We start from the raw sequence: 24416 nt of genomic DNA, 5'->3' as shown, positions 1-24416 counted from the left end.
TTTTAGTAAAATGCTTGTAAACCAGTTTGTGCTCTACCTAGTATCAGGGCATGCACATCATGTGTACCCTCATAAGTATTAACCGCTTCAAGGTTCATCATATGACGAATAATATGAAACTCATCAGCAATACCGTTACCACCGTGCATATCACGAGCCATGCGAGCAATTTCTAATGCTTTACCACATGAATTACGTTTGATCAGCGATATAGCTTCTGGTGCTAATTGATCCGAATCCATTAAACGACCCACTTGTAAGCAAGCTAATAATCCCGTGGTGATATCGGTTTGCATATCGGCTAATTTTTTCTGAATTAACTGTGTTGCCGCCAAAGGACGACCAAATTGTTCACGGTCTAGTGTGTATTGACGAGCACCATGCCAACAAAATTCTGCAGCGCCTAAAGCGCCCCAAGCAATGCCATAGCGTGCTTTGTTCAAACAACCAAATGGGCCTGATAAACCTTTAACATTTGGTAAAATATTATCGCTAGGTACAAAAACGTTATCCATAACGATTTCACCGGTAATGGATGCTCGTAATGAAAATTTACCTTCAATTTTTGGTGCACTTAAACCTTCCATGCCTTTTTCTAAAACAAAACCACGAATCACACCATCAAGTTTGGCCCAAACCACAAAAATATCTGCCACGGGAGAGTTTGTGATCCACATTTTATTACCCGTAATGCGATAACCGCCATCAACCGCAGTAGCATGTGTAGTTAAGCTACCTGGATCTGAGCCTGAATTAGGCTCAGTTAAACCAAAACAACCAATGTATTCACCAGACGCTAGTTTAGGTAAATATTTCATCCGTTGCTCTTCACTACCATAAGCATAGATTGGATGCATAACTAAAGATGATTGCACGCTCATCGCACTTCGATAACCACTATCTACACGCTCAACTTCTCGTGCAACTAAGCCGTAAGTAACATAATTCACGCCTGCACAGCCATATTTTTCAGGTAATGTAGCGCCTAATAAGCCCAGTGCACCTAGTTCGCGCATAATTTCAACATCAAACACTTCATTTCGGTTAGCCATTAATATTCTTGGCATTAGTTTTTCTTGGCAATATTGATGCGCACTGTCACGGATCATTCGCTCCTCTTCAGACAATAAAGATTCCAATAAAAGTGGATCTTGCCATTTAAATGAGGGACGGTTTGCACTGCTTGAATGAGACATGAAATTACCTGTTAAGCTGAGAAATAATTAAGTGCAAAAATAATAAGCAAATACTAGCCAAAGTTAAAACATTATTTTCCTTTAACTGATATAGTTTAAAGCTATACCTAGGTTGGCTAAGTTTATTATGGATTTAAAATCACTCAATTATTTTATTACAGTCTATGAGTTAAAAAGTTTTAGTGCTGCTGCAAAAGCGTGTTTTATTGCCCAGCCTTCAATATCTGCAGCAATAGCACAACTTGAACAACAACTGAAAGTAAAACTTTTTATTCGCCATGCACGTGGTGTAACGCCTTCAGAGCAAGGTAAAAAACTATTTCCATTGGCCAAACAGCTGTTAGGGCAAGCAGGTGCAATAAAAAACGTTTTTTCAGAAAAAACCCATAAGCAACCTTTTAACTTAGGCGTTACCCGCGGCTTAGGTGTTGAACGTATGAGCTTATTATTAAAAGAATTCACCTCAGCAAACCCTTCTGTCGAACTGACTTTAGTGCCACATACTGAAAATGTTGATGCACGTATTATTCTAAAAGATGAATTACAGGAAAATGAGCAGTATATAGACATGTGGCATGAAGATTATTTACTTGCCGTTCCTTATGATCATATATTTGCCCTCGAAGATACCGTCACAATTCAACAGTTAGATGGCTTACCTTTTATTCAGCGAATGCCTTGCAGTGCTTGGGATCATCTACAAGACACTTTAGCGATCGCCGGTATTAGTCTCGACGTACGAGCAAAAATCACTACCATAGATTATGCACTTGGCTTGGTACATGCTGGTTTAGGCTGCGCATTCTTACCCGCACACAGTGAAATTATTAAACGCAGTGACGTGGTCTTTAGGCCAATAGTCGGCTTACAACTCACACGAGAAATTGTATTGGCATACACAACATCGTCAAAAGCCATCAATAACTTAAAGCGTTTAGCTCATAAACATGCCCATTAGACATTACTGATAATGGAGCAGATCCCTCTGTTTTTATAGATAGCTCATTGAACAGCGCGCCATATAAGCTAAAGTTTTGAGCAACTTTCTAACAAAGTAATGAAAATTTTCCAGCTAATCAGCTATGCCTTAACAGACTAAGAGTATTAGCATTAGTTAAAACTGATTAAAAAACCTAAGTAAATTAATTTTGATCATCGTCGCTATTGCCACAAAGAAGACCAAATACTGAAACTAAAAAGCAGCCTTTTAAAGACTGCTTAGTGCCATGGGCTGTCATTAGGGTAAGTATTTTGAATACCGATCGAAATCGGCATACGAGCCAGTGTAACGTATGGTCACTTTGTCATCACTTTCATAGCAGATATCTTTGCTATTTATTATGTTTTTATAGTTAACACGTGATCTAACTAACACGTCATTAACAAAAGTATCAGCAAAACCATAGAGATTAGGCGAAGAGAAATAATCAAACATATTACAGACTTCATTTTCAGGGATCCCTTCATAAACAAGAGAAATTCCTATATGGTCACTTGAAATAGTAATATTATCGTCATAACCGTGACTAATTATTCCCTCTTTGACTGAATAAAGATCATCAATCAGTTTTTGTTCAATCGCAATTTGATTATTAATATTCTTATTTTTACTGCGGTTATAATATACGCTTATGCTTTCCGCTAACTGAAACCTTTTTCTTAGTTCATTATGTAGTTTATTTTCTGATGAAACATCAAAATTAATAAAAATAGTGACCGCAACTAGTAGGGAGGTAGCCGTTCCCCCCAATGTGATAACCTTTTTTTTGTTGAATAAGTTTTTCTCTAAATAGAGTGCAAAAAATTTAGCTGTAATAAAACCAGTGGCACTTGATATAGAAAAAATCTTTAAATACAATAAAATAAAAATAACGTCATAACCGTAAAAGTGACCAAGAAATAATTTCACAACTATAAATGATGATATCCATGAGATGAGCACTAAGATGATAAATATCTTTGGGGAGTCAAGGTAGGGGAAAGCCGCGATAAAGAATAAAATGCTGAAAATAGGAAACCAATAATGTAATACTATATTGTCAGGTACAACATGCTGCGCTAGGGTGGCTAAAGAAAAAAAAGCAATAAAAATAAAATTTATTTTACTTCTCTGAATAATGCTACCCATTTTTATAACCGTCAGCTAAAGCTAAATAATGATTAAACTCATCTGCAACAGATATATTGTAAACACATTTTAATTTAAAGTTTTTCATTTGAAATCCCTATCATTCTATTTAATCCAATTTCCGCTTATCGCTCTAAGAAGACATTAAGTTTTTCAACTCGTTATGTCAACTAAGCGCTCGCAGAAGACGTTAACACAGTTATTTCATGATGTGTTTCGAATGATTATTAAGGTTCAATTATGGCAGTTGAAGACAGGTTCCAACTTTATTTAGAGTGTTTTTTGGTGCTTTTTTAATAGATAAAGCTTACTGCAACATTTGTTTCGATCTTTATTTAGCTTCTACAACAATAATAAAAATTTTAGACTAAAGACAAAAAACCCAACAGTTACGTTGGGTTTGATTGAGTTCTAGTGACTAAATTGGCACTTTAAGACTGATTGTTCGTTAGAACGGGATATCATCATCAAAATCAATCGTTGGCTCTTGAGGGTTAACTTTAGGAGCTGATTGCTTTTGTTGTCCTTGATTTGCAAAACCACCTTGCTGCTGTGGTGCTTGTTGTGAATAACCGCCTTGCTGCTGTGGTGCATTGAAGCCACCTTGTTGCTGTGCTGGTGCATAAGCAGGTTGTTGACTTTGTTGTGGCGCTTGCTGAGAGTAACCACCTTGTTGCTGTGGTGCTTGTTGCGGAGCCTGCTGTGATGATTGCCCAGAAAAGCCACCTTGCTGCTGTGAAGCTTGACCAGAGAAACCGCCAGCTGACTGACCGCCAGAACCTTGACCACGTGAGTCGAGCATTTGCATAGAGCCATTAAAGCCTTGTACAACGATTTCAGTGGTGTACTGATCTTGGCCCTGTTGGTTTGCCCACTTACGCGTTTGTAATGAACCTTCGATATATACTTTCGAACCTTTTTTAAGGTATTCGCCAGCAATCTCAGCTAATTTTCCAAACATAACAACACGATGCCATTCTGTTTTTTCTTTCTGCTCGCCAGTTTGCTTATCTTTCCAGGTTTCAGAAGTTGCAATAGTAAGATTAGCAACGCCGCCACCGTTAGGCATAAAACGTACTTCTGGGTCTTTACCTAAATTACCTAAAATGATTACTTTATTAACACCGGCCATGAAAAAATCCTATCTTTGTGCGTAAATATTTTATTTACTGATTTACGTTATCGACAAACATAAAATAATTTATCGATGCAATTTTAAAAAGTGGCAATTATTCTATCACTGTGAGTAAAAAATTTCTTTGAGTTTCAGTGCATTTTTAAGTTTATTTTTTGATTATTTTAAACCGACATTATTCTTCTGGAAAAAGGTGAGCCTTCATTTCTATTTTTATCTGCTCAGGTATTTTTAAAGACGATTGATTTTCAAAACAAAAGTGAACCATAACGGCAGTTCCTGACGCGCACTTTTTATTTTTTTGCCACGCTTCTTGGTAAACAGTAAACGATGACCCACCTATACGACCTATATAGGTGCGGATTTCAATTTCTTCACCATAGTAAAGTTGAGCATGGAATTCCACATCAATTTTAGCCAGAATTAACTGCCAATTTTTTGTATCTAATGCGGGCATAAAAAATCGAAAGACAGGATCTCTAGCGCCTTCAAACCACACAGGTAACAAGGTATTATTTATATGGCCTAGCGCATCGGTATCGCTAAATCTTGGCATTAATTTTTCACTGAACATAAACATTTTCCACAGATTTTAAGTGAGCTTATTTTACATACTTTTTCATTGTGTTGAAGTGTACAAGCGAAGTTAATAGAATATAAGCTATTGCTATGGTATTTTCATTATCAATATTTATTGAAGCTTATCAAACTATGACTGACTTTATAGAACTATACCCTAACGCCCTTTCTCCAGAGTTTTGTAAAAAATTCATTCATGATTTTGAAAGGAGTCCGCATAAAAACCAAGGACGTACCGGTGGTGGCGTAGATACTAGTAAAAAAATTAGCCAGGATATTTATTTAAATCAGCATGCTGAATTTCAGCCGGCACTGGAAACCATTTTACAAGCCTGTATTACTCATATCACTGAGTATGTGAGCAAATACTACTTTAGCTTGATCAGCAGTATTTCTTTAACCGTACAGCACCCCGTAACAAAGCAGCCCGTACAACTAACCGCTGATAACTTTGAAGAGGTAGGTAGACCTAATTTAGTCAATTTAATACAGTATTTATTTAGGCTCGCCCCGATTAATGCCCAAAAATATTTACAGGGTAAAGGCAATTATAATTATTGGCATTCTGAAATATTTCCACAGCTTGGTGATAATAATGCCTTGCACAGAAACTTGCTTTTTCTTATATATTTAAATGATGTCGAAGAAGGTGGTGAAACTGATTTTTTCTATCAAGAAAGAAGTGTTAAGCCAAAAGCTGGCACTATGGTTATTGCTCCTTGTGGCTTTACTCATACCCACAGAGGCAATGTACCGGTGTCATCAGATAAGTATGTGTTAACGTCATGGATGCTATTTAACCCCGCAGATAAAATTTACACCCCACAACCTTAACAAAAACATACCCGTTTCACTTCATCATGCCTATGACATGCTGAAGTGAACGGCTATTATCTATTTGCTTATAAAAATAGTTTCAGTAATCGGTCTATTTGAGCCATTCTTAATTTTTTTAACAGTTTTTTAGGTTTTTCTGGGTACTGATCTTGTGACTCGAGTTGCAAGTAACTGCTAATTAATGTCGTATGTTGATTAATAACTGCCAGTTCATCAGTGAGCGTAGGTAATAAGTTTTGCTTGGCATCGTCAATTAATAAACCATTTTCTAGATCTAAGCCCCAAGCCCGTGGATTAAGATTATTACCAGTCAAAATATGCCAGCGTTCGTCAGCAACTATGCCTTTTAAATGAAAACTATTACTTTCGTGCTTCCATAAACGCACTTTCAGCAGCTTGTTATCAATGTATTTTTGTTGTCTTTTTAAAAATGCCTTTAATAAGGTTTCATAAATATAAGGAATAATACCTATTGTTGAAAATTTATCTTCATCCGCAATAAAAAAATCATTGGCTTTTTTATCGCCAATAATAATAGTCACTTCAACGCCACGCTTTAGCGCTGAACGTAAATCTCGCATAACCGGCTTCGGTAAATTAAAATAGGGGGTAAAAATCAGTAAATTTTTCTTTGATAAACGAATCGTTTCGCGGATCTGTTGATTAAGTTGATTTTTTCTCCGGCCAAAACCAATCAGCGGCACAACAGATAATTCACCTGCTAAAGATTCAGGTTTTTGGGCATAGAAGTTAAAACGTACCGTTTTTAATAGCGCTTTTAGCTTAGATATTGTATTTTTTATTTGTAATTTATTAGGTAAAGTTGCCACATTTAATTGCGGCGAGAATTCACTCTTAACAAAGGTTTGTTGAAGGAATTGACAAAAACTTTCACACAACGCCGGTGATTGAATTTGGTAATAACGGTCTAAACGATATTTTTCAGCTTGGTGCAAATAGATATCATTAATACTCGCCCCCGTATAAAGTAAAGTATTATCAAAAATCATGCCTTTAAAGTGCCAAACGCCCATTAATTCTTTACGTTTAACCGGCACACCGTACACGGCAATACTTTCACTGTATTGTGAGGCTACTTCAAGATAAAAATCGCGATTACCTTGCCCTGATTTATCACCAATTAGACCCCTTTGCGCGCGATGAAAATCAACAAACACTTTAATATCTAAATGAGGGTTAGTTTGCTTTGCTTGATATAGGGCATGTAACACTTGCTGACCAGCCGCATCATCTTGTAAATATAAAGCCGTTATATAAATACGTGATTGCGCACTTTCAATTAATCGAACTAAGGCGGTAGCATATTGTTTTGCGCTTGATAGCACCGTAATATTTTCAGCTAAAAGAGGAATACCCGCTAATACTTTATTCATTCAGGAAATCCACTTAATTTATGAACACATTGGTTTAACGGGCAATAATACCTTATTTGTTCAAACAGTCACTTTATTTCGATAAGTCATCGAGTTTAAATTGCGACAGTTGCTGTGTAAGGTGGTCAGCCAGTGTTAATAAATTTTCCCCTGCGCCGGCTGCATCTTTTGCTGATTGCATAACTAAGTCTGCGTCTTGGGCAATACTTTGGGTATTTTCTGCCATTTCTTTTACCATAACACCTTGCTGATTAACGGCGGTTGATATTTGTAAGGTCGCACCAACAATGTCTTCAACATTATGCGTAACCTCTGTAAAAGTGGTTTTGACGAGTGTTGTTTTATCAACACCTTGTTTAGCCATTGCAACACCTTGGTGCATTGCTTCAACAGACCGACTGGTGCCTGATTGTAACAAGGCAATTATACGTTGAATTTCGGCTGTAGAGTCTTGAGTTCGACTGGCTAACGTTCTCACCTCATCAGCAACAACAGCAAAACCACGTCCCTGCTCTCCAGCACGTGCTGCTTCGATAGCCGCATTAAGTGCCAACAAATTGGTTTGATCGGCTATTTCTTTTATGACGTTAACAAACTGACCAATGTCATGGCTATATTTTGCCAATTCATCAATAAGGCCTGCAGACGTATTAACCTCTTCTGAAATATTATTAATGGCTTGTGCCGTGTCACTAATAATATGACCACCTTGATTAACGTGCTCGCTGGTTTGTTCCGTTAATTGCAGTGTCGCTTCAGTACTGTCGCAAATCACCTGTACCGAGCCACTAACTTCATTGATAGACCGCACGACGGAGTGTGTGTTTAGCTGTTGCTGGGCAATACTGTGCTTCATATGATCGGTGAGTTGATGAATGTTGTTTGCCGAAGCGCGTAATTTGCTAATGTCATCACTAAAGATGGTCAGTAATTGGCATATTTTTCTTTGCATTTGACTGAAATTTTTAGCAATATCACCAAGTTCATCAGACGCGTTAACCCTTAACGCCTGAGAAAAGTTACCGCTACCTAAATACTCAGCCGCTTGGTTGATGGCATTAACATTATTAATTAAGGAATAATAAATCCCCATGAGTAAGTAGCCAATCACCACAATAACAACTATTAATACTATCGCTAAAATCCAAAGAGTTTGCTCACTCTTCTGCGTTAGGGTATCAATTCTTGTTAATAACAAATTGTCACTAGTTTTTAACAAACTTTCAGCCAATTGATAAACCGTTTCGGCTAATTGTGTCGCTTGCTGTTGAGTTAACGATATTCTATCTGGGTCGATCATCTGTTGATGTAATTTTTGCTGGTATTCATCAAGTTGTAGATTAAAGTCGGCGTGTTTAGGCAAGTATAAAGACAGTTCATCATTAGCAACACGCTCTAGCTGTACGGTTGTTTTGTCAAGTTGTACTTGTAGTTCATCAAGACGTTTATCAAGCGCGATAACAAGAGTGTAATTTTCTGCATTAAAGCCATTGGTAATAATTTGAGCACTGATTGATTCAGTCCGTTTTAAATATTCTAATAAGGCGGGAATTCGTTGGCTACTTGCCTCAGCTAAGTAAAAGGCTATCGCGTCATTTTCTCTGGATAAGCCACTTAAGGCGGCAAGGCGTTCTCGAATCGATAAGCTTTGCTCGTAAATTGCTTGGTAAGCCTCAGTTTGAAGGGAGATTTCTTTTTCTCGTAAACCTTGCCAAGCCTGTAACAATGCAGAAGTTGAAATATCTCTAGGTAAGTTTAATTGTGAAATTTTATTGGTAACTGTACTCGATTTAACTTGTTGAAAGCGACTATCGGCTATAGCTTGCTCTAGTGTTACTGCTTGCTGTATTTGTGTTAGCCCAATTAATTGCTCTTCATGTTGTGTTATCAAAGCACTTTGCTCTTGAACTATCCACCATGAACCAAGAAAAACAGGTAGAAAAAACATACCCGCTAAAAGAATAAATTTCGCTTTAAAACGTAAAGCATTAGAAAGTGAGATTGCAGGTTTTAGAAATGCAGACATAATTACTCTTATTTTTATGGGTTAACTGTTATGCGAATATAACTACATAACAGTTGACCATAAACAGAGTTGCTTTCTTTCAATTATTATTTATATCTTCAACAAGTCGGCGAGCACTTACTGTTAGATGATAGCGGCCAGCTCTGCAGCTTGGCGTATCGCTCTTTTCGCATCTAATTCAGCAGCAACTTTAGCACCACCAATTAAGTGTAGTCCTTGCTCCGCACCCTTGATGCTTTCTAATTTATTATATAAACCACGTTGTGATTCTTGCCCTGCACAAATAATAACATGGTCAACATCTAGTACTTGCTCTATACCATCAATTTCAATGGTTAAACCGGCATCATCTATTTTCTTGTAACTGACCCCAGCTAACATTTTTACACCATTATTTTTTAAGGTAGCTCTGTGGATCCAACCTGTTGTTTTCCCTAACCCTGCACCGACCTTAGTCGACTTCCTTTGTAATAAGTGAATATTACGTGATGTCTTTTCAATAGGCTCTACTGCCGATTTGTCCAGCAAAGCACCATTACCCTGATAACTTTGATCTACGCCCCAGCTCTTTAACCATTTTTCTTTGTTGTTCACGAGAGGACTTTTTTCGTGTTCTTCCGCTAAGTAAACCGCAACATCAAACCCAATACCTCCAGCGCCAATAATGGCAACATTTTTTCCTATGGGTTGTTTATCACGTAGTACATCTAAATAATTTTTTACTTTTTCATGCTCAATACCTTCTATATCGAGTTTTCTAGGTAAAATACCCGTTGCAACCACTATTTCATCAAAGCCAGCATTTGCTAGCGTTTCGGCAGTCGCTTCGGTTGATAAATGTAGCTTAATATCGAGTAAGTTAATTTGCTTATTAAAATATCTAATCGTTTCATAAAATTCTTCTTTACCTGGTACTTGCTTAGCAAAGTTAAATTGACCGCCAATTTCACTAGCACGGTCAAAAATTTCAATTTTATGACCTCGTTGTGCAGCATAGACACTAAAAGCTAAACCAGCAGGGCCAGCGCCTACAACAGCGATACGTTTATTTTTTGACGCTTTAGCGAAGGTGAGTTCTGTTTCATAACATGCCGTTGGATTAACTAAACAAGAAGCACGTTTTTGCTGAAAAACATGGTCTAAACAGGCTTGATTACAACCAATACAAGTGTTGATTTCATCACTTTTATTTTCCATCGCTTTTTGGACAAATTCCGCATCAGCTAAAAATGGTCGCGCCATTGAAACCATATCGGCCTGTCCTGATGATAAAACTTCTTCAGCGACCTCTGGGGTATTTATGCGGTTAGTTGTCACCAATGGAATAGAAACTTCTTGCTTCATTTTCTCTGTGATCCAAGTAAATGCAGCACGTGGTACCGAAGTAGAAATGGTAGGAATGCGCGCTTCGTGCCAGCCAATACCGGTATTGATTAATGTCGCCCCAGCCGCTTCAACCGCCTTTGCCATGGTAACTACATCGGCCCAGCTATTACCTCCATCAACAAGATCTAGCATCGACAATCTAAAGATAAGGATGAATTTTTCACCCACTTTTTCTCTAACAGCTTTAATGATGTCAATGGCTAAGCGCATACGGTTTTCAACGCAGCCTCCCCATTCATCGGTTCGTTTATTAACGCGTACACATGAGAACTGGTTAATTAAATAACCTTCAGAGCCCATAATTTCAACACCATCGTAGCCTGCACGTTGTGCTAATAATGCTGAATGGGCAAAGTCTTTAATGGTGCCTTTAATTTGACGAACTGACATCGCAGCCGGTGTAAATGGATTTATCGGTGACTTAACTTTACTTGGCGCAAAGCTAAATGGATGATAAGAATAACGACCGGCGTGCAACAACTGCAAACAAATTTTTGTTGGATACTGATGAACTGCTTCAGTAATTTTTTTATGTTTAGCGACGTGCCAAAACTTACTGAGTTCACAGCCCATAGGTGTTAGGCGCCCGCGTGCGTTGGGGCTAATACCACCGGTAACAATTAAGCCGACACCACCTTTAGCTCGAGCTTGATAAAAAGCAGCCAATTTATCAAAGCCGCCCTTTTCTTCTTCAAGTCCAGTGTGCATTGAGCCCATGAGTGTACGATTTGCTAAGGTGGTAAAACCCAAATCTAATGGGGCTAATAAGTTAGGAAAGGCGCTATTGGCTGTGCTAATTGTCATAGTAGTTCACTTTTTCGGGATTATTTTTATGGTCAAACCAGTTATTATCATTATAAAGTAGACGTTTATAACGATAAATTCAAGTACTATTTTGACAGCTGTCAGATCAAAAATATATTTACTAAAAATTTCAAGCAAGTATGCTGAGCATGATGAAAAAACAGATAATAATTAACGATATCCTTGCCCATTTATCAGCAGAATTGTCTGCGATAAAAACAGCAGCAAATAATGCTCACTTAGCCGCCACTGATGATCAGTCGGTCGCAGAAACTCAATACGATACGCTTGCTATTGAAGCTAGCTATTTAGCGGAAGGTCAATCTAGACGTGTCCATGATATTCAACAAGCTAAACAAGCCATTGAACGGTTTGTTATTTACAACTTTGAGGAAAGAATGCCTGTTTCAATAGGCGCCTTAGTACAGATAACACCAGAAAAAGGTGGAGATAAATGGTTTTTTATTGCGCCGGCCGCAGGAGGCTTTCAAGGCGTATTAAATAGAAAGCCCTATACCGTTATTACACCAAATTCACCGATGGCAAAAGCATTAATAGGTAAGTCTATTGATGATGATGTTGCGTTAACAATAGGCACTAGTAAGCAATATTACCTGGTTAGTGGCGTTTATTAATAGTGGTATTTAACAGCTTTGTCTCTGCTGAACTTGCCTATAAGGAGATAAGCAAATTCAGCAGATGATTTGTCACTATGGGTTCAAGGCAGCTTTGATATCAGCCAAGTTCACCACTTTATCATCAACCTTAAGGTAAACAACCGATTCTTCTTGCACCAATATCGCTTCGATAACCCCAGGTAATTCAATTAATTTTTCGGCGACTTCATTGGCTTTTTCTTGGCAATCAATGCTGGTGGTGAAAGTATAACTTTTTGATTTTTGCAGTGGTTTCATGCTTATAGCACCAAAAAACCATAATAAAGTGATCAATGACATTACTAAAAATATCGCTTGTTCCCCAAATTGGCTGGCAATAATGCCGCCAATAATACCACCGGTAAAAGCACCTAAAAATTGACTACTCGAATAAATACCCATCACACTGCCTTTTACGCCAGCCGGAGCAATGCGTGACAAAATAGATGGCATAGTTGCTTCTAGATAATTAAAGGCAGTAAAAAACATCACCACCAATAACACTAACGTCCAAAAGCCAAGCGGTAAATACCACAACAGTAATAACGAGGCTGCCAGTAATAAGATAGCCGCTGAAAACATCTGTTTTTCTTTTTGCTTTTTAATCGCAATAATCATAAAAGGTACCATCAAAAAGAAAGAACCTAACAAAGCGGGTAAATATAATTGCCAATGTTGCTCTAGCGCTAAACCACTGGCAACAAACTGTTTAGGTAAAGTAATAAAACAAGCCGTTAACGCCATATGAAGAATAAATACTCCCCAATTTAAACGCGATAATTCGGGATTACGAATAAGCTTACTGAGTTGCTCCGGTAAAGCGACACTATCGCCCTTTGGCGCTTTATTTACTGAGTTTGGTACCATGAACTGAATCATTACCATAGCTAAAATGGTTAATATTGCCGTAAACCAAAACAAACCACTCAGCCCAAACGCTTGCGCAACTATAGGTCCAAAAACCATAGCGAGAGTAAATGACAAGCCAATAAACATACCAATAGTTGCCATAACTTTGGGTCGTTGCTCTTCTCGACTCAAATCGGCGGCCAGTGCTAATACCGCACTTGCAATAGCGCCGGTACCTTGTAATGCTCGGCCAAAAACAACGCCATAAATAGTGTCAGACATTGCAGCGACAACACTCCCTAAGAAGAAAATAACTAAACCAATTAAAATAATCGGTTTTCTGCCGTATTTATCAGACAGTATCCCCATAGGTATTTGCAGCATAGCTTGGGTTAGACCATATGCTCCAATAGCTAAGCCTATCCAAATAGGACTAAAGCCGATCAGTTGCTCGCCATAAATAGCAAACACTGGCAAAATCATAAAAAGCCCAAGCATACGCAAGCCAAAAACGGCGGCTAAAGAAAATGCGGCTTTTTTCTCAATACTGTTTAAACCTGTCGTACTCATGGGGCTCTCTATTTAACGTGTCATAAAAAAGCGAAAATTCGCGCTATAGTAGCACGACAAAGTCCTGAACAAAAACAGAGATTATTACTGATTATTGCCGAGTAATTATGCAATAATACTTGGTTCAAACTTTACGTAAAATAGCGATCGCGAATCTATTGAGTTTGTGCACATTCGGATAAACTTATTAGAGTGGATATTTATGAAAAACATTGAAGTACGTGGCGCTAGAACGCATAACCTTAAAAACATCAGCTTAGATATTCCTAGAGAAAAATTAGTCGTTATTACTGGGCTTTCGGGTTCAGGTAAATCTTCACTCGCTTTTGATACTTTATATGCAGAAGGTCAGCGACGCTATGTCGAATCACTTTCGGCTTATGCTCGTCAATTTTTATCGATGATGGAAAAGCCTGATGTCGATCACATAGAAGGCTTATCGCCGGCAATTTCTATTGAACAGAAATCAACGTCGCATAACCCACGCTCTACTGTGGGTACTATTACCGAAATTTACGATTACTTACGACTACTTTATGCCCGTGTTGGCGAGCCACGTTGCCCTACACATCACCAGCCTTTAGCGGCACAAACAAATTCACAAATGGTCGATAAGGTTTTAGCGCTTGAAGAAGGTACAAAAGTCATGGTGCTCGCGCCTGTCCTGCAAGGTCGAAAAGGTGAGCATGTTAAATTACTCGAGAACCTCGCATCTCAGGGTTATATTCGAGCTAGAATAGACGGCGAGGTCTGTGATTTATCTGATCCTCCAACATTAGAACTTCACAAAAAACATACGATTGAAGTGGTGGTTGACCGTTTAAAAGTACGTGACGATATTCAACTTCGCTTATCCGAATCTTTTGAAACCGCATTAAGTTTAACCGCGGGTACTGCTAAAGTTGCCTTTATGGATGAACCTGATCGAGAAGAATTAGTCTTTTCAGCTAATTTTGCTTGTTCAAAGTGTGGTTATAGCATGCAAGAGCTTGAGCCGCGCTTATTCTCATTCAATAATCCAGCAGGTGCCTGTAAAACCTGTGATGGTTTGGGTAATCAACAGTTTTTTGACTCTGCTCGTGTTATTACTAACCCTGAATTGAGCTTGGCGGGCGGTGCAATACGTGGCTGGGATAAACGTAATTTTTACTATTTTCAAATGCTACAAGCACTGTCTGATCATTATAAATTTGCCCTTGATAAACCTTTTGAAAAGTTATCCAAGAGTGACCAAGATTTAATACTTCGTGGTAGTGGTAAACAAGAGATTGAATTCAAATATATGAACGACCGTGGTGATGTCGTTATTCGTAAGCACCCGTTTGAAGGCATAATTAATAATATGGAACGACGATTCCGTGAAACAGAATCTAATGCCGTTCGTGACGAATTATCAAAATACTTAAATAGCCAACATTGCCCAGATTGTAATGGCAGTCGTTTACGACTTGAAGCGCGTAATGTTTTTATTGCTGATACACCATTAACTGATATTGCCGAGCTTGCTATTTCTGACGCCTTAGCCTTTTTCGAAAACTTAAATTTATCAGGTCAGAAAGCACAAATTGCAGAAAAAATTCTTAAAGAAGTGTGTGAACGTTTAGGCTTCTTAGTTAATGTTGGCTTAAATTACCTCAATTTATCACGCGCTGCTGGCACCTTATCAGGCGGTGAAGCACAACGTATTCGTTTAGCAAGCCAAATAGGTGCTGGTTTAGTTGGCGTAATGTATGTATTAGACGAACCATCAATTGGGTTACATCAACGCGATAACGAACGTTTATTAAAAACCTTGATCCATTTACGTGATTTAGGCAATACCGTGATCGTGGTTGAGCATGACGAAGACGCCATCAGAGCCGCCGACTATGTTATTGATATTGGCCCTGGAGCCGGTGTTCATGGTGGTGAAATTATTGCTCAAGGTGATGTAAATGATATTTTAGCCTGTGAAAATTCACTAACGGGTAAATACCTTTCAGGACGAGAAGGTATTGAGATACCTAAGGTTCGTGTACCTTTTGATAAAAACAATGTCGTTGAACTAAAAGGCGCAACCGGTAATAATTTAAAGAATGTTGATTTAGTTATACCCAATGGTCTTATGACCTGTGTAACCGGTGTTTCAGGTTCAGGCAAGTCGACCTTGATTAACGATACCCTATTTAAACTTGCTCACATTGCTTTAAATGGTGCGACGACACAAGAACCGGCACCGTATAAAGAAATTATTGGTTTAGATTTACTTGATAAAGTTATCGATATTGACCAAAGCCCGATAGGGAGAACACCACGCTCAAACCCTGCAACCTATACGGGTATATTTACCGCTATTCGTGAAATTTTTGCTGCGACTCAAGAGTCACGTTCAAGAGGGTATAAACCCGGACGCTTTAGCTTTAATGTAAAAGGCGGGCGTTGTGAAGCTTGCCAAGGCGATGGATTAATCAAAGTTGAAATGCATTTCTTACCTGACGTTTATGTTCCTTGTGATGCGTGTAATTCAAAACGTTATAATCGTGAAACATTAGAAGTAAAATATAAAGGCAAGAGCATTCATGAAGTGCTTGATATGACAATCGAAGACGCGTTAACTTTTTTTGCACCCATCCCAGCTATTAACCGTAAATTACAAACGTTAATGGATGTTGGTTTAAGTTATATTAAATTAGGTCAGTCGGCCACTACCCTCTCAGGTGGTGAAGCACAACGGGTTAAATTATCAAAAGAGCTATCCAAACGTGATACTGGTAAGACCCTCTATATTCTTGATGAACCAACCACAGGTTTGCATTTTCACGACATCAAACAACTGATGCATGTTATCCATCGTTTGCGTGACCATGGCAATACTGTTGTTGTTATAGAGCATAACTTAGACGTGATAAAAACAGCCGATTGGATTATTGATTTAGGCCCTGAAGGTGGCTCTGGTGGTGGTGAAATATTGGTTTCTGGTACACCTGAACAGGTTGCTAAACACAAGACATCACATACCGCGAGGTTCTTAAAACCTTTACTCGAGAAGCAAGCAGCTAAAAAGCGTAAATAAGCCTTAACAAACCCAAAAGGCGTGTATCTCCGTTTAACTTGAATTTCAGGATGCAACTGAAATTCAGGTCGAACGGCTACCTATCAAATTGGCTTGGTATATCGCGCCTTTTGTCGTTAAGATAGCTTTACTTAATAGACAATATTACTGATACCCTAAATGACGGATACCAAACCCCAGCCATCATGGCAAAACCCATTCATTTACCTACTCGCTTTTTGTAGCGGTTTTTGCATAATGGGCATTGAACTATTAGGTGGCAGAATACTTGCTCCTTTTTTTGGCAGTAGTGTGCATATTTGGGGCAGTATAATTACCGTGTTTATGCTGAGTTTATCGTTTGGCTATTTGGCTGGTGGTAAGCTGTCGACAAAAAATGCTTCTTTGAAAAAATATGGTTTTATCTTTGTATTAGCAGGCATTACCATTTTGCCCGTTGCCTTATGGTCAACAACAATAATGGAAGTCATCTTTTTAAATGTTGAAGATTCTCGCTATGGCTCTTTACTCGCCTGTACAGCACTCTTCTTTATACCTACGATTATTTTAGGGATGATTTCCCCTTACTCGGTCCGCTTATTAGTAACTGACCGGGATAAGAGCGGTCAAATCGCTGGAAAACTATATTTTGTTTCCACACTAGGTAGTGCATTAGGTACTATTCTTACTTCATTTTATCTGGTGTTATTTTTTGAAGTGAACAGTATTATTATGGTGTTTAGTTCGATATTAGCGTTATTGGGACTTATTGCTATTGTCTTAAATAAATCGGTGAAATCTGTTAGCTTTAATACAGTAGGTGTTATAAATGAGTAAGCTTAATTATTCGATGTTAACTATTTTTATCCTGAGTTGCCTATTTGTTAATAGTACAAGCGCGGAAGTCGTTCACCAAGAACGTTCATTATATCGAAATATATTGGTTGATGATCAAGGTGATTTACGTTGTTTGAAATTCAATGTGAAAACAACTAAAACGAATCAAAGCTGCTTTTATAAAACTGCTCCTCAACGTTTAGTCTTTAATTATACAAAACTACTCTTTTCCGGTTTGCTATTAATTGAGCAGCCTAAAAGTATTCTTATTGTTGGTTTAGGTGGCGGAACTATGTCAAACGTCCTTCAAGAACTCTACCCAACGAGTAAAATCACCAATGTTGAAATAGACCCTGCGGTTGTAAAAGTTGCTCGGCAATATTTTGGTTTTCTCGAAAACCAAGCTGTTTCATCGGTAATACAAGATGGCAGAATTTTTATTAAACGCGCGTTGATCAGAAAACAACAATACGATTGGATAATTCTTGATGCGTTTAACGGTGATTACATTCCTGAGCACTTATTAACGCAAGAGTTTTTACAAGAAGCTAAAGATTTACTTAGCCCCGAAGGTGTATTAAGCGCTAATACTTTTTCAGTCAGTGATTTATATGCACATGAATCAGCTACCTATAAAGCAGTATTTGGCGATTTTTATAATGTACGAAACTATAAAAATAGTAATCGCATTATCTTAGCCGCCAAAGGACAACTGCCCAGTGTTGAATTAATTAATCAGCGAGCAAAAAAATTACAAACACGTTTAACACCTTTCAATATTGATTTATTAAAGATAAGCCAACAAATGACACCAATTAGTGTCGAGCAAGACTGGCCAGAAAAGACTAAGTTATTAACTGACCAGTTTTCACCGGCTAACTTATTGAATTAAGTAGGAGGCACTTAACTTTGTGCTTTTAGCTTTAACTGATTGCTCTGCAATTACTTTAAATAGCTAATACTTTGATCGGTAACACAACGAGTAAAGCTTTTTTGCCTTTCTTCTCGGCTTAACGTTGAAATACTTGCCGTTACCACCGCCATTCTTTCTAACTTCTGCTGCGGTGGTAAACTTGATAATTGCTCAGAAAAACAGCCATGCAAACCATAATTCAAGGCAGTATCAGACTGTGTTGTTGCTCCCGTTAAACAAGCCGTTAATTTTTCAGCCAGTAAATTACGGTCCATATCTTCAACAAGCTCCTTTACTTGATAATTAGCATTACCGCTATTTTTAGCTTGGTCACAAGCAAAAAACATATCTGCAACGGCAACTACCGGTATTAAGCGTTCATGTTGAGCGCTAAAACGTAACTTTAGCCATTTGTCATGCTCAAGTTGCTCGGGTGTTTTATCTGCTGAAGCATTCGCTATGCTCAATGGTAAAATTAAAGCAATGAACAAGGAGCTGATCTGTAAAAGTATTTTCATAAGTCTGTCTAAAAGATAAAGTATTGCGTGCAATTTACCTTACTCATCATTAAAAATACAATTATCGTTTTATAACTATCACACTTCACCTCGTTAAATATCCGTGTTCTAATAAGAAAAACTCTGCAAAGTAAAATACTATGAACACTAGAAAATTAATTCCATTGTTATTCTCTGTCCTGACCAGTTTTTGTTTTACAACGGTAAGTTTTGCCCAGCCAATAGCACAGGAAAACGTATTACAAAATTTTGATAAATTAATTGCTGATCACAAAGGACAAGTGATCTATTTAGATTTTTGGGCATCTTGGTGTGGTCCTTGTCGAAAGTCCTTCCCGTGGATGAACGAAATACAAGCGCAATATAAACAGCAAGGCTTAACTATTATCAGTGTTAACGTTGATAACAATAAAGCATTAGCAGATGAATTTTTGGCAGAAGTTCCGGCTGATTTCACCGTTTTTTATGACCCTAAAGGCAATGTTGCCCGTAAGTTTAAATTAAAAGGCATGCCAAGCAGCTACATCATTGACCGTTCAGGAGAGGTGGTTAGTACTCATGTTGGCTTTTCAGAAAGTAAAAAAGAAAAGTATCAACAAGAGTTAGAAGCTTTACTTCAGTCGACAGAGTAAAGAATACTTACTCAACAATAGCTAAGTAGGCTCAGCTATTTATAAATAGACCAGACCTTAATTAGCGTTAAAGGTCTGGGGTTGAACACTTGCTAAGGGTAATATTAACGTTTTTTATAAGTAAACTTTAGCCAAATATAAATACCACTCACTGATAGTAAGATAAGCATCAAAGCAACAATGTCCATAAACCAAACACCTAAGTTACCAAATAATCGGCCAGAGTGAGCATCAAGAATCACTCTTTCCCAGTTTAAAAACTGCGATTGGAATTTTTTGTTCGCCACAACCAACTCATTTTCGGTCACAGAAGCACTTTCCACCCAAGACGGCTCAACCAGCGTAGTGATCTTTTGCCACTCAAAGAAATCACTATCTCCTTGAAAATAACCCTCTGGTGTATTTAAAACAAGCTGATCACCAATAATGCTAAATGCTGAAATAGGCGTAGGTAAATCACTGGAATTGTCGATCTTATCAATAATAAGCCCTTCGTCAGTAAAAATAACAAGTTGCTTTGTGGTAACCAACAATAGATAAGATTGCAAACGGCTAATACCGATAACAGGCGTATCACTTTGAAAAACCACTTGATCGTTTAACCAGATAAGCTGGTCAGTGACTAACCATTCTTTTTGTTGATAAAAACGAATATCACTAGGGGGCTTAATTCCATAATGATTAAGTAGTATTGAGCTAGTGATTGATTTATCTGACAAAGAAAAAAATGAGGTGTGGTTTAAAGCGACACCCGAAATAGAAAGAAAAATCAGGAATAATGCAGCAAATATACCCAGTTGCCGATGCCATTTTCGCAGATGACGAACAAAACGATTACGGATTAAGTATGCTGATTTTTTATTTATCATTGGGATACGTTAGACCTATCTAAATAAATTTATTACCGGTAAAAATTAAACTTTTACCTTTTTATTTAACCACAATGCCAAACGTGCAACTTTAGTTAGTGCGCGTACCGACATGGTTGCGCCTGTTATACCATCAATATGTTGATTAAGCATGTTTTCTTTAGTCAGTGAGGCTGACTTAAACTGATTTGTGAAAAAGTCATGTCGAACTTCATCACCACGGGACTCTCGATAGACAAGGACTTTAAGGTCAACTACCTGCTCGTCTTTAATATGAACACCAATTGTAATAGGTTGTTCTTTACCTATTTCTTCAAGCACCCAAACCGTTGCATTTTCTTGCTGCCAGTACCTTACGCGTAAACGGTTATATTCATGGCTCATAATATCACTAATTGCCACTTTGTCGTCATTTGACAACCATAGCGCTTTAGATTTTGGCGATTCACCATTAAAAGAACTGCTAATAAACTGCTTAGATGTTTGATAAATACCATTCGCAAACGCCGGTGTTTGCAAACTAAGTATAACTAAGAAAGTGAATATAATTTTAACCACATGTCACCCTTGATGATAAATAGATTTGTTAAAACACAAAAGTGAATGAGCAAATAATGCTCATTCACTTCCATGTGAATTATAACCTAACGCAAGTTTGCGATAAGTAAATCAAATTAAAACTGGTAGCCAAAACCTAAGTTAAAGCCTTGCGAGTCTTTTGAACCGCTTAATTCTTCAAAATCAGCTTTTAGTACAACGTTTTCATGTAAGTAATAATTGATACCTACACTGGTTGATTCAACAGCATCAGAAGAACTAGCTCCTGCTTCATTGTTATATTCAGCATAGCGGGCAAAAGCACCTATTTTTTCATTAAACATATATGAAGGTTCAACGTACCAACCTGTTTGCTCATCTCGACCTAATGCTTTTGCTTCTTTACCGTAAATATTCCAAGCGGCATATAGTGCACGAACGGTGAAGTTATTAACTTGGTAAATAGCATGGGCTTGAATTAATGTTGCAGCAGCTTTATCAACACCAGCAGCACTTTGAGCCAAATCTGTTTGAAACTGAACCGTTGCGGCTAACTCTAAGCCTGGAATAGCTGTATATTTTATACGCCCAGTGTAGGCTAAGTTTTCAGCCGAAGCGTTAGAAACTTTTTGACGTCCGCCTCTAATTTTGTAATCATCTCCAACGTTTAAGCCACTAGTTATAGCGGTATCAACAGCTATACCTGGCGCCAACTTAAAGTTAGCTGCAACACCGGCTTCCCACCACGTAGCTGGAATAATATTTTTTTCAACACCGTTACGTTCAACACCATAAAATGTTGGTGGCTCGTGAGTTTCGTTTATGATGCCAACAGGAACCAAAAACAAACCTGTTTTGGTAGTGATAGTGTCGCTATAATCGTACTCTACGTAAGCTTGTTCTAGCTCAACTTCGCCATCTTGCCCTTCACCAGCAATACTATGTTCTAATTCGAATTCAGAGAAAAAGCGAATTTTATTGGTGAACTCATGACCAAAGAATAGTACGAAACGATGAAAATCAACTTTCGCGTCAGTATCTTTATAGTTGTTATAATGTAATTCGCCGTAGCCACCAATGGTTGTTTTGGCAAATGGGCTAGCAGTTGTACTTGACTCAACTTGGTCAGCAGTTGCTTCTAAGCGCTGCTCTGTTTGATCTAAACGTTGTTCTAAGCTCTTTAATACTTCTTGTTGCTGGGCAATAACTTTACGTAATTCCTCTGTATCGTCATTTGCAATAACAGCCGTGCTAGCAAATAAGCCAACAAGTGCAGAAGCAATTAAGGTTTTCTTCATCATGGGTTCATGTCCGTTAAAGTTTGTAGAGAGAGTTTTTTATAATTGAAGTGATAATACACATGAATAAAACGTAATGCAAACGATTATCATTAAGTCTTTCGTTTGTGTTTGATATAGATCAAGATTTAAACTAGATACTTCAGAGATCCTATAATTGGTAACATCGAAATGTGCTATGTTTGTAATACACTTTATGTTTTCGCCGTGCAATTTACTTAAAAATCAATATAAGCTTAAAAGAAAGAAAGTAAAGATTCATCTCCCTTTAGACAGCCAGCCTACCCCTAATGTAAAAGCTAAACCTGAAGATATAACAGCAAGCATTTTAGATAAAAGACTCGCTGATGCAATTTTTTCTGTCGTATAAGCCTTTATTTACTTTAGTAACATTAACCAAGCCTGAGCGTAGTCGGGTAAATGCTTATTAGCTTGGTGATAATCACTCCAACCTTTATAGCTATCTACTAACATATCCAATTGGAATAAATTATCATCGAAGGCTCCACCTTGATCAGCTAGGACACCGATCCGTGATATATTTTCATTATTACGGTCATAGCTAACCATAAAGAGTTTACCTAACCCTAGCTGCTTTACATTGCCAGCAAACGTTACTTGAGATTTTAACGCTATCTTATCCTCTTGTTTTTGGCCATAGCCCATAATGCTAGGGACCTCAATAAAATACCAATATCTTGCTTGCTCTCGTTTTCCTAATGCATAATCATAAGCTATGCCGTTATTACGGTGAACATTAAAGTAACGAACTTTTCCATCGACGTTTACCACGCCAGTGCCTTGTAACAAAACATCATGTAATGCTTCTTCAGATAACCAAATTAGAGGTTTAACCGCTGTATTTGTTGATAAGGCTCCTGCCATAATATCTTGTCGGGTATACCTATACCTTATCAATTGCGGTTTCTGGTTTTCAGCTTGCTCTAATGAAAGGCCTTCCTCATCAGTCGGTAAGGCATACAAAGCTTGATTATATTTAGTGGTTTTAACGGTACTGGCATCTAATAGTTTCGTATAATATTTAGTAAGAAAAATTTTATCTTTGGGAATACTATTTAGTAATCGACTTTTAACTTCATTGGTACTTTTATCTGCAATTAGTTGTGCTGTCTGTGTATCAGGGAGCCAACGAAAAAAATTAAAATTCTCTTTTACAAATGCTATATCGTGTAGGCGACTCTGTCGTTTTGCTCGAACGTCCTCACGATAAGTTGTACAGATAAACGCCAATGTTTGTTCAATATCTTGCATACTAATTTTATTGTTAAATATTGTCCCTGGGTGTACTGCAAACTTATCGCTAGGAACCTTTTGTATATAATCCATTGTATTTTCAGTAACTTGACATAAGTCACTTGCTTTAAAATCTACAAGTTTATTAATACTTGGTGATTTTTCAAGGACGAATTCATAAGAATTCACTTGAAATATAAACAGGAATACAGAGGAAAATAAATATATTAAGTAGCGCATTAATCAGACCTATTAAAACTTTTTCAATATTGTAACTATTAAGCTAATAAAAGATATAGGTTTATCATAGAACAAACAGCAAAATATCCTACTCTGACATGAGCATGTCTAATATAAGACACACTACCCTTGTTATCAGTGCATGCTAGTTATGGATTTTGTCTTTTTCAAACGCCAGAAAGCAAAAAACCCGACTCTTTCGGATCGGATTTCTGACGTGTAGGGATATACTAATGTCGCGTTGCCAAGGATGACAAAGAGCGACCTAATTAGAAGCTTAGAATGTCCTAGGCTCACATGGGCATGTCGAACATAAGTCACACTACCCTTGTTATTAATCCATGCTAGCTATGGATTTGGTCTTTTTAAACGCCAGAAAGCAAAAAACCCGTTACGTTAGTAACGGGTTTTTGACGTGTAGGGATATACTAATGTCGCGTTGCCAAGGATGGCAAAGAGCGACCTAATTAGGAGCTTAGAATGTCCTACTCTCACATGGGCATGTCGGACATAAGTCACACTACCGTTGTTATCAGTGCATGCTAGTTATGGATTTGGTCTTTTTTAAACGTCAGAAAGCAAAAAACCCGACTCTTTCGAATCGGGTTTTTCTAATTGGAAGCCTAGCAATGTCCTACTCTCACATGGGAACTCCCACACTACCATCGGCGCTACTGCGTTTCACTTCTGAGTTCGGAATGGGATCAGGTGGTGCCACAGTGCTATT

At 37.9% G+C, this 24416-nt stretch carries 20 protein-coding genes and 1 rRNA gene; 7 read left to right on the top strand and 14 right to left on the bottom strand.

Annotated elements, in window-relative coordinates; all coding sequences use genetic code 11:
* Positions 1-2: 2 nt before the first annotated feature.
* Positions 3-1196: an acyl-CoA dehydrogenase gene (locus H4J56_RS15455; RefSeq protein WP_182218685.1), complete on the bottom strand. Its 1194-nt coding sequence runs from the start codon at positions 1194-1196 to the stop codon at positions 3-5.
* 127 nt (positions 1197-1323) lie between these two features.
* On the opposite strand from H4J56_RS15455, the gene H4J56_RS15450 reads away from it, so the two are divergent.
* Positions 1324-2154, top strand: coding sequence for a LysR family transcriptional regulator (locus H4J56_RS15450; protein ID WP_182218687.1), 831 nt, complete (start codon positions 1324-1326; stop codon positions 2152-2154).
* A gap of 279 nt (positions 2155-2433) precedes the next feature.
* Here the strand turns inward: H4J56_RS15450 and H4J56_RS15445 are convergent, their stop codons facing one another.
* The 3 genes from H4J56_RS15445 to H4J56_RS15435 form a co-directional block, all read right to left on the bottom strand.
* Positions 2434-3324, bottom strand: coding sequence for a hypothetical protein (locus H4J56_RS15445; RefSeq protein ID WP_182251442.1), 891 nt, complete (start codon positions 3322-3324; stop codon positions 2434-2436).
* A 448-nt stretch (positions 3325-3772) separates the two neighbouring features.
* Positions 3773-4456 carry a single-stranded DNA-binding protein gene (gene ssb, locus H4J56_RS15440; RefSeq protein WP_070375599.1) on the bottom strand — a complete coding sequence of 228 codons (684 nt, stop codon included), beginning with the start codon at positions 4454-4456 and terminating at the stop codon, positions 3773-3775.
* Positions 4457-4634: 178 nt separating this feature from the next.
* A complete protein-coding gene (locus tag H4J56_RS15435; RefSeq protein WP_070375598.1) occupies positions 4635-5033 on the bottom strand; it encodes a thioesterase family protein in 399 nt (132 codons plus the stop codon).
* A gap of 137 nt (positions 5034-5170) precedes the next feature.
* Between H4J56_RS15435 and H4J56_RS15430 the strand changes: the two genes are divergently transcribed.
* Complete coding sequence (locus tag H4J56_RS15430) at positions 5171-5872, top strand: 2OG-Fe(II) oxygenase (protein ID WP_182251456.1); 702 nt, start codon at positions 5171-5173, stop codon at positions 5870-5872.
* Positions 5873-5940: 68 nt separating this feature from the next.
* Here the strand turns inward: H4J56_RS15430 and pssA are convergent, their stop codons facing one another.
* The 3 genes from pssA to H4J56_RS15415 all read right to left on the bottom strand — a co-directional run bounded on the left by pssA (position 5941) and on the right by H4J56_RS15415 (position 11485).
* The gene (gene pssA, locus H4J56_RS15425) at positions 5941-7269 is read right to left on the bottom strand and encodes a CDP-diacylglycerol--serine O-phosphatidyltransferase (protein WP_182217949.1); all 1329 of its coding nucleotides are present in this window, start codon (positions 7267-7269) and stop codon (positions 5941-5943) included.
* A gap of 73 nt (positions 7270-7342) precedes the next feature.
* Positions 7343-9295, bottom strand: a complete 1953-nt coding sequence (locus H4J56_RS15420; protein WP_182259567.1) for a methyl-accepting chemotaxis protein — start codon at positions 9293-9295, stop codon at positions 7343-7345.
* Positions 9296-9418: 123 nt separating this feature from the next.
* Positions 9419-11485 carry an NADPH-dependent 2,4-dienoyl-CoA reductase gene (locus tag H4J56_RS15415; protein WP_182217945.1) on the bottom strand — a complete coding sequence of 689 codons (2067 nt, stop codon included), beginning with the start codon at positions 11483-11485 and terminating at the stop codon, positions 9419-9421.
* A gap of 149 nt (positions 11486-11634) precedes the next feature.
* Between H4J56_RS15415 and H4J56_RS15410 the strand changes: the two genes are divergently transcribed.
* Positions 11635-12120, top strand: coding sequence for a hypothetical protein (locus tag H4J56_RS15410; protein WP_182251438.1), 486 nt, complete (start codon positions 11635-11637; stop codon positions 12118-12120).
* A 75-nt stretch (positions 12121-12195) separates the two neighbouring features.
* Here the strand turns inward: H4J56_RS15410 and H4J56_RS15405 are convergent, their stop codons facing one another.
* Entirely contained in the window at positions 12196-13560 is a 1365-nt protein-coding gene (locus H4J56_RS15405) for an MFS transporter (RefSeq protein ID WP_182217943.1), read from the bottom strand.
* A gap of 202 nt (positions 13561-13762) precedes the next feature.
* On the opposite strand from H4J56_RS15405, the gene uvrA reads away from it, so the two are divergent.
* From uvrA to H4J56_RS15390, 3 genes are all read left to right on the top strand, one after another.
* A complete protein-coding gene (gene uvrA, locus H4J56_RS15400) occupies positions 13763-16612 on the top strand; it encodes an excinuclease ABC subunit UvrA (RefSeq protein WP_070375593.1) in 2850 nt (949 codons plus the stop codon).
* A gap of 159 nt (positions 16613-16771) precedes the next feature.
* Entirely contained in the window at positions 16772-17428 is a 657-nt protein-coding gene (locus H4J56_RS15395) for a fused MFS/spermidine synthase (RefSeq protein ID WP_182217942.1), read from the top strand.
* Positions 17421-18320: a fused MFS/spermidine synthase gene (locus tag H4J56_RS15390; protein ID WP_182251436.1), complete on the top strand. Its 900-nt coding sequence runs from the start codon at positions 17421-17423 to the stop codon at positions 18318-18320. The genes H4J56_RS15395 and H4J56_RS15390 overlap by 8 nt, the downstream gene beginning before the upstream one ends.
* A 50-nt stretch (positions 18321-18370) precedes the next feature.
* Here H4J56_RS15390 and H4J56_RS15385 read toward each other — a convergent pair whose 3' ends face one another.
* Positions 18371-18859 carry a hypothetical protein gene (locus tag H4J56_RS15385; protein ID WP_182259566.1) on the bottom strand — a complete coding sequence of 163 codons (489 nt, stop codon included), beginning with the start codon at positions 18857-18859 and terminating at the stop codon, positions 18371-18373.
* A gap of 140 nt (positions 18860-18999) precedes the next feature.
* Between H4J56_RS15385 and H4J56_RS15380 the strand changes: the two genes are divergently transcribed.
* Positions 19000-19491, top strand: coding sequence for a TlpA disulfide reductase family protein (locus H4J56_RS15380; RefSeq protein WP_182217939.1), 492 nt, complete (start codon positions 19000-19002; stop codon positions 19489-19491).
* A gap of 104 nt (positions 19492-19595) precedes the next feature.
* Here H4J56_RS15380 and H4J56_RS15375 read toward each other — a convergent pair whose 3' ends face one another.
* The 5 genes from H4J56_RS15375 to rrf all read right to left on the bottom strand — a co-directional run.
* Positions 19596-20360 (bottom strand): PepSY-associated TM helix domain-containing protein, encoded by a 765-nt coding sequence (locus H4J56_RS15375; protein WP_182222956.1) that lies wholly within the window; start codon positions 20358-20360, stop codon positions 19596-19598.
* A gap of 45 nt (positions 20361-20405) precedes the next feature.
* Positions 20406-20918 carry an FMN-binding protein gene (locus H4J56_RS15370; RefSeq protein ID WP_182222957.1) on the bottom strand — a complete coding sequence of 171 codons (513 nt, stop codon included), beginning with the start codon at positions 20916-20918 and terminating at the stop codon, positions 20406-20408.
* Between the two features lie 116 nt (positions 20919-21034).
* Positions 21035-22195, bottom strand: a complete 1161-nt coding sequence (locus tag H4J56_RS15365) for a porin (RefSeq protein ID WP_182259581.1) — start codon at positions 22193-22195, stop codon at positions 21035-21037.
* 378 nt (positions 22196-22573) lie between these two features.
* On the bottom strand, positions 22574-23689 hold the full coding sequence (locus H4J56_RS15360; protein ID WP_182259565.1) for an MltA domain-containing protein: 1116 nt from the start codon (positions 23687-23689) through the stop codon (positions 22574-22576).
* Positions 23690-24310: 621 nt separating this feature from the next.
* Positions 24311-24416: ribosomal RNA gene (gene rrf, locus H4J56_RS15355) — 5S ribosomal RNA — on the bottom strand; the annotation flags it as partial.

It is taken from the genome of Colwellia sp. BRX8-4 (assembly GCF_014077345.1).
GTDB lineage: Bacteria > Pseudomonadota > Gammaproteobacteria > Enterobacterales > Alteromonadaceae > Colwellia_A.
Note: the sequence above shows the minus strand (reverse complement) of the source record. Positions and strands in the feature narration are given on the sequence as shown.

Bases quoted from the DNA above. Each gene is read 5' to 3' on its own strand.
- H4J56_RS15360 (WP_182259565.1), bottom strand. From the start codon at position 23,689: ATGCGCTACTTAATATATTTATTTTCCTCTGTATTCCTGTTTATATTT.
- H4J56_RS15385 (WP_182259566.1), bottom strand. From the start codon at position 18,859: ATGAAAATACTTTTACAGATCAGCTCCTTGTTCATTGCTTTAATTTTA.
- H4J56_RS15405 (WP_182217943.1), bottom strand. From the start codon at position 13,560: ATGAGTACGACAGGTTTAAACAGTATTGAGAAAAAAGCCGCATTTTCT.
- H4J56_RS15430 (WP_182251456.1), top strand. From the start codon at position 5,171: ATGACTGACTTTATAGAACTATACCCTAACGCCCTTTCTCCAGAGTTT.
- H4J56_RS15445 (WP_182251442.1), bottom strand. From the start codon at position 3,324: ATGGGTAGCATTATTCAGAGAAGTAAAATAAATTTTATTTTTATTGCT.
- H4J56_RS15375 (WP_182222956.1), bottom strand. From the start codon at position 20,360: ATGATAAATAAAAAATCAGCATACTTAATCCGTAATCGTTTTGTTCGT.
- H4J56_RS15455 (WP_182218685.1), bottom strand. From the start codon at position 1,196: ATGTCTCATTCAAGCAGTGCAAACCGTCCCTCATTTAAATGGCAAGAT.
- ssb (WP_070375599.1), bottom strand. From the start codon at position 4,456: ATGGCCGGTGTTAATAAAGTAATCATTTTAGGTAATTTAGGTAAAGAC.
- H4J56_RS15380 (WP_182217939.1), top strand. From the start codon at position 19,000: ATGAACACTAGAAAATTAATTCCATTGTTATTCTCTGTCCTGACCAGT.
- H4J56_RS15410 (WP_182251438.1), top strand. From the start codon at position 11,635: ATGATGAAAAAACAGATAATAATTAACGATATCCTTGCCCATTTATCA.
- H4J56_RS15365 (WP_182259581.1), bottom strand. From the start codon at position 22,195: ATGAAGAAAACCTTAATTGCTTCTGCACTTGTTGGCTTATTTGCTAGC.
- H4J56_RS15435 (WP_070375598.1), bottom strand. From the start codon at position 5,033: ATGTTCAGTGAAAAATTAATGCCAAGATTTAGCGATACCGATGCGCTA.
- H4J56_RS15395 (WP_182217942.1), top strand. From the start codon at position 16,772: ATGACGGATACCAAACCCCAGCCATCATGGCAAAACCCATTCATTTAC.
- pssA (WP_182217949.1), bottom strand. From the start codon at position 7,269: ATGAATAAAGTATTAGCGGGTATTCCTCTTTTAGCTGAAAATATTACG.
- H4J56_RS15420 (WP_182259567.1), bottom strand. From the start codon at position 9,295: ATGTCTGCATTTCTAAAACCTGCAATCTCACTTTCTAATGCTTTACGT.
- H4J56_RS15415 (WP_182217945.1), bottom strand. From the start codon at position 11,485: ATGACAATTAGCACAGCCAATAGCGCCTTTCCTAACTTATTAGCCCCA.
- uvrA (WP_070375593.1), top strand. From the start codon at position 13,763: ATGAAAAACATTGAAGTACGTGGCGCTAGAACGCATAACCTTAAAAAC.
- H4J56_RS15450 (WP_182218687.1), top strand. From the start codon at position 1,324: ATGGATTTAAAATCACTCAATTATTTTATTACAGTCTATGAGTTAAAA.
- H4J56_RS15390 (WP_182251436.1), top strand. From the start codon at position 17,421: ATGAGTAAGCTTAATTATTCGATGTTAACTATTTTTATCCTGAGTTGC.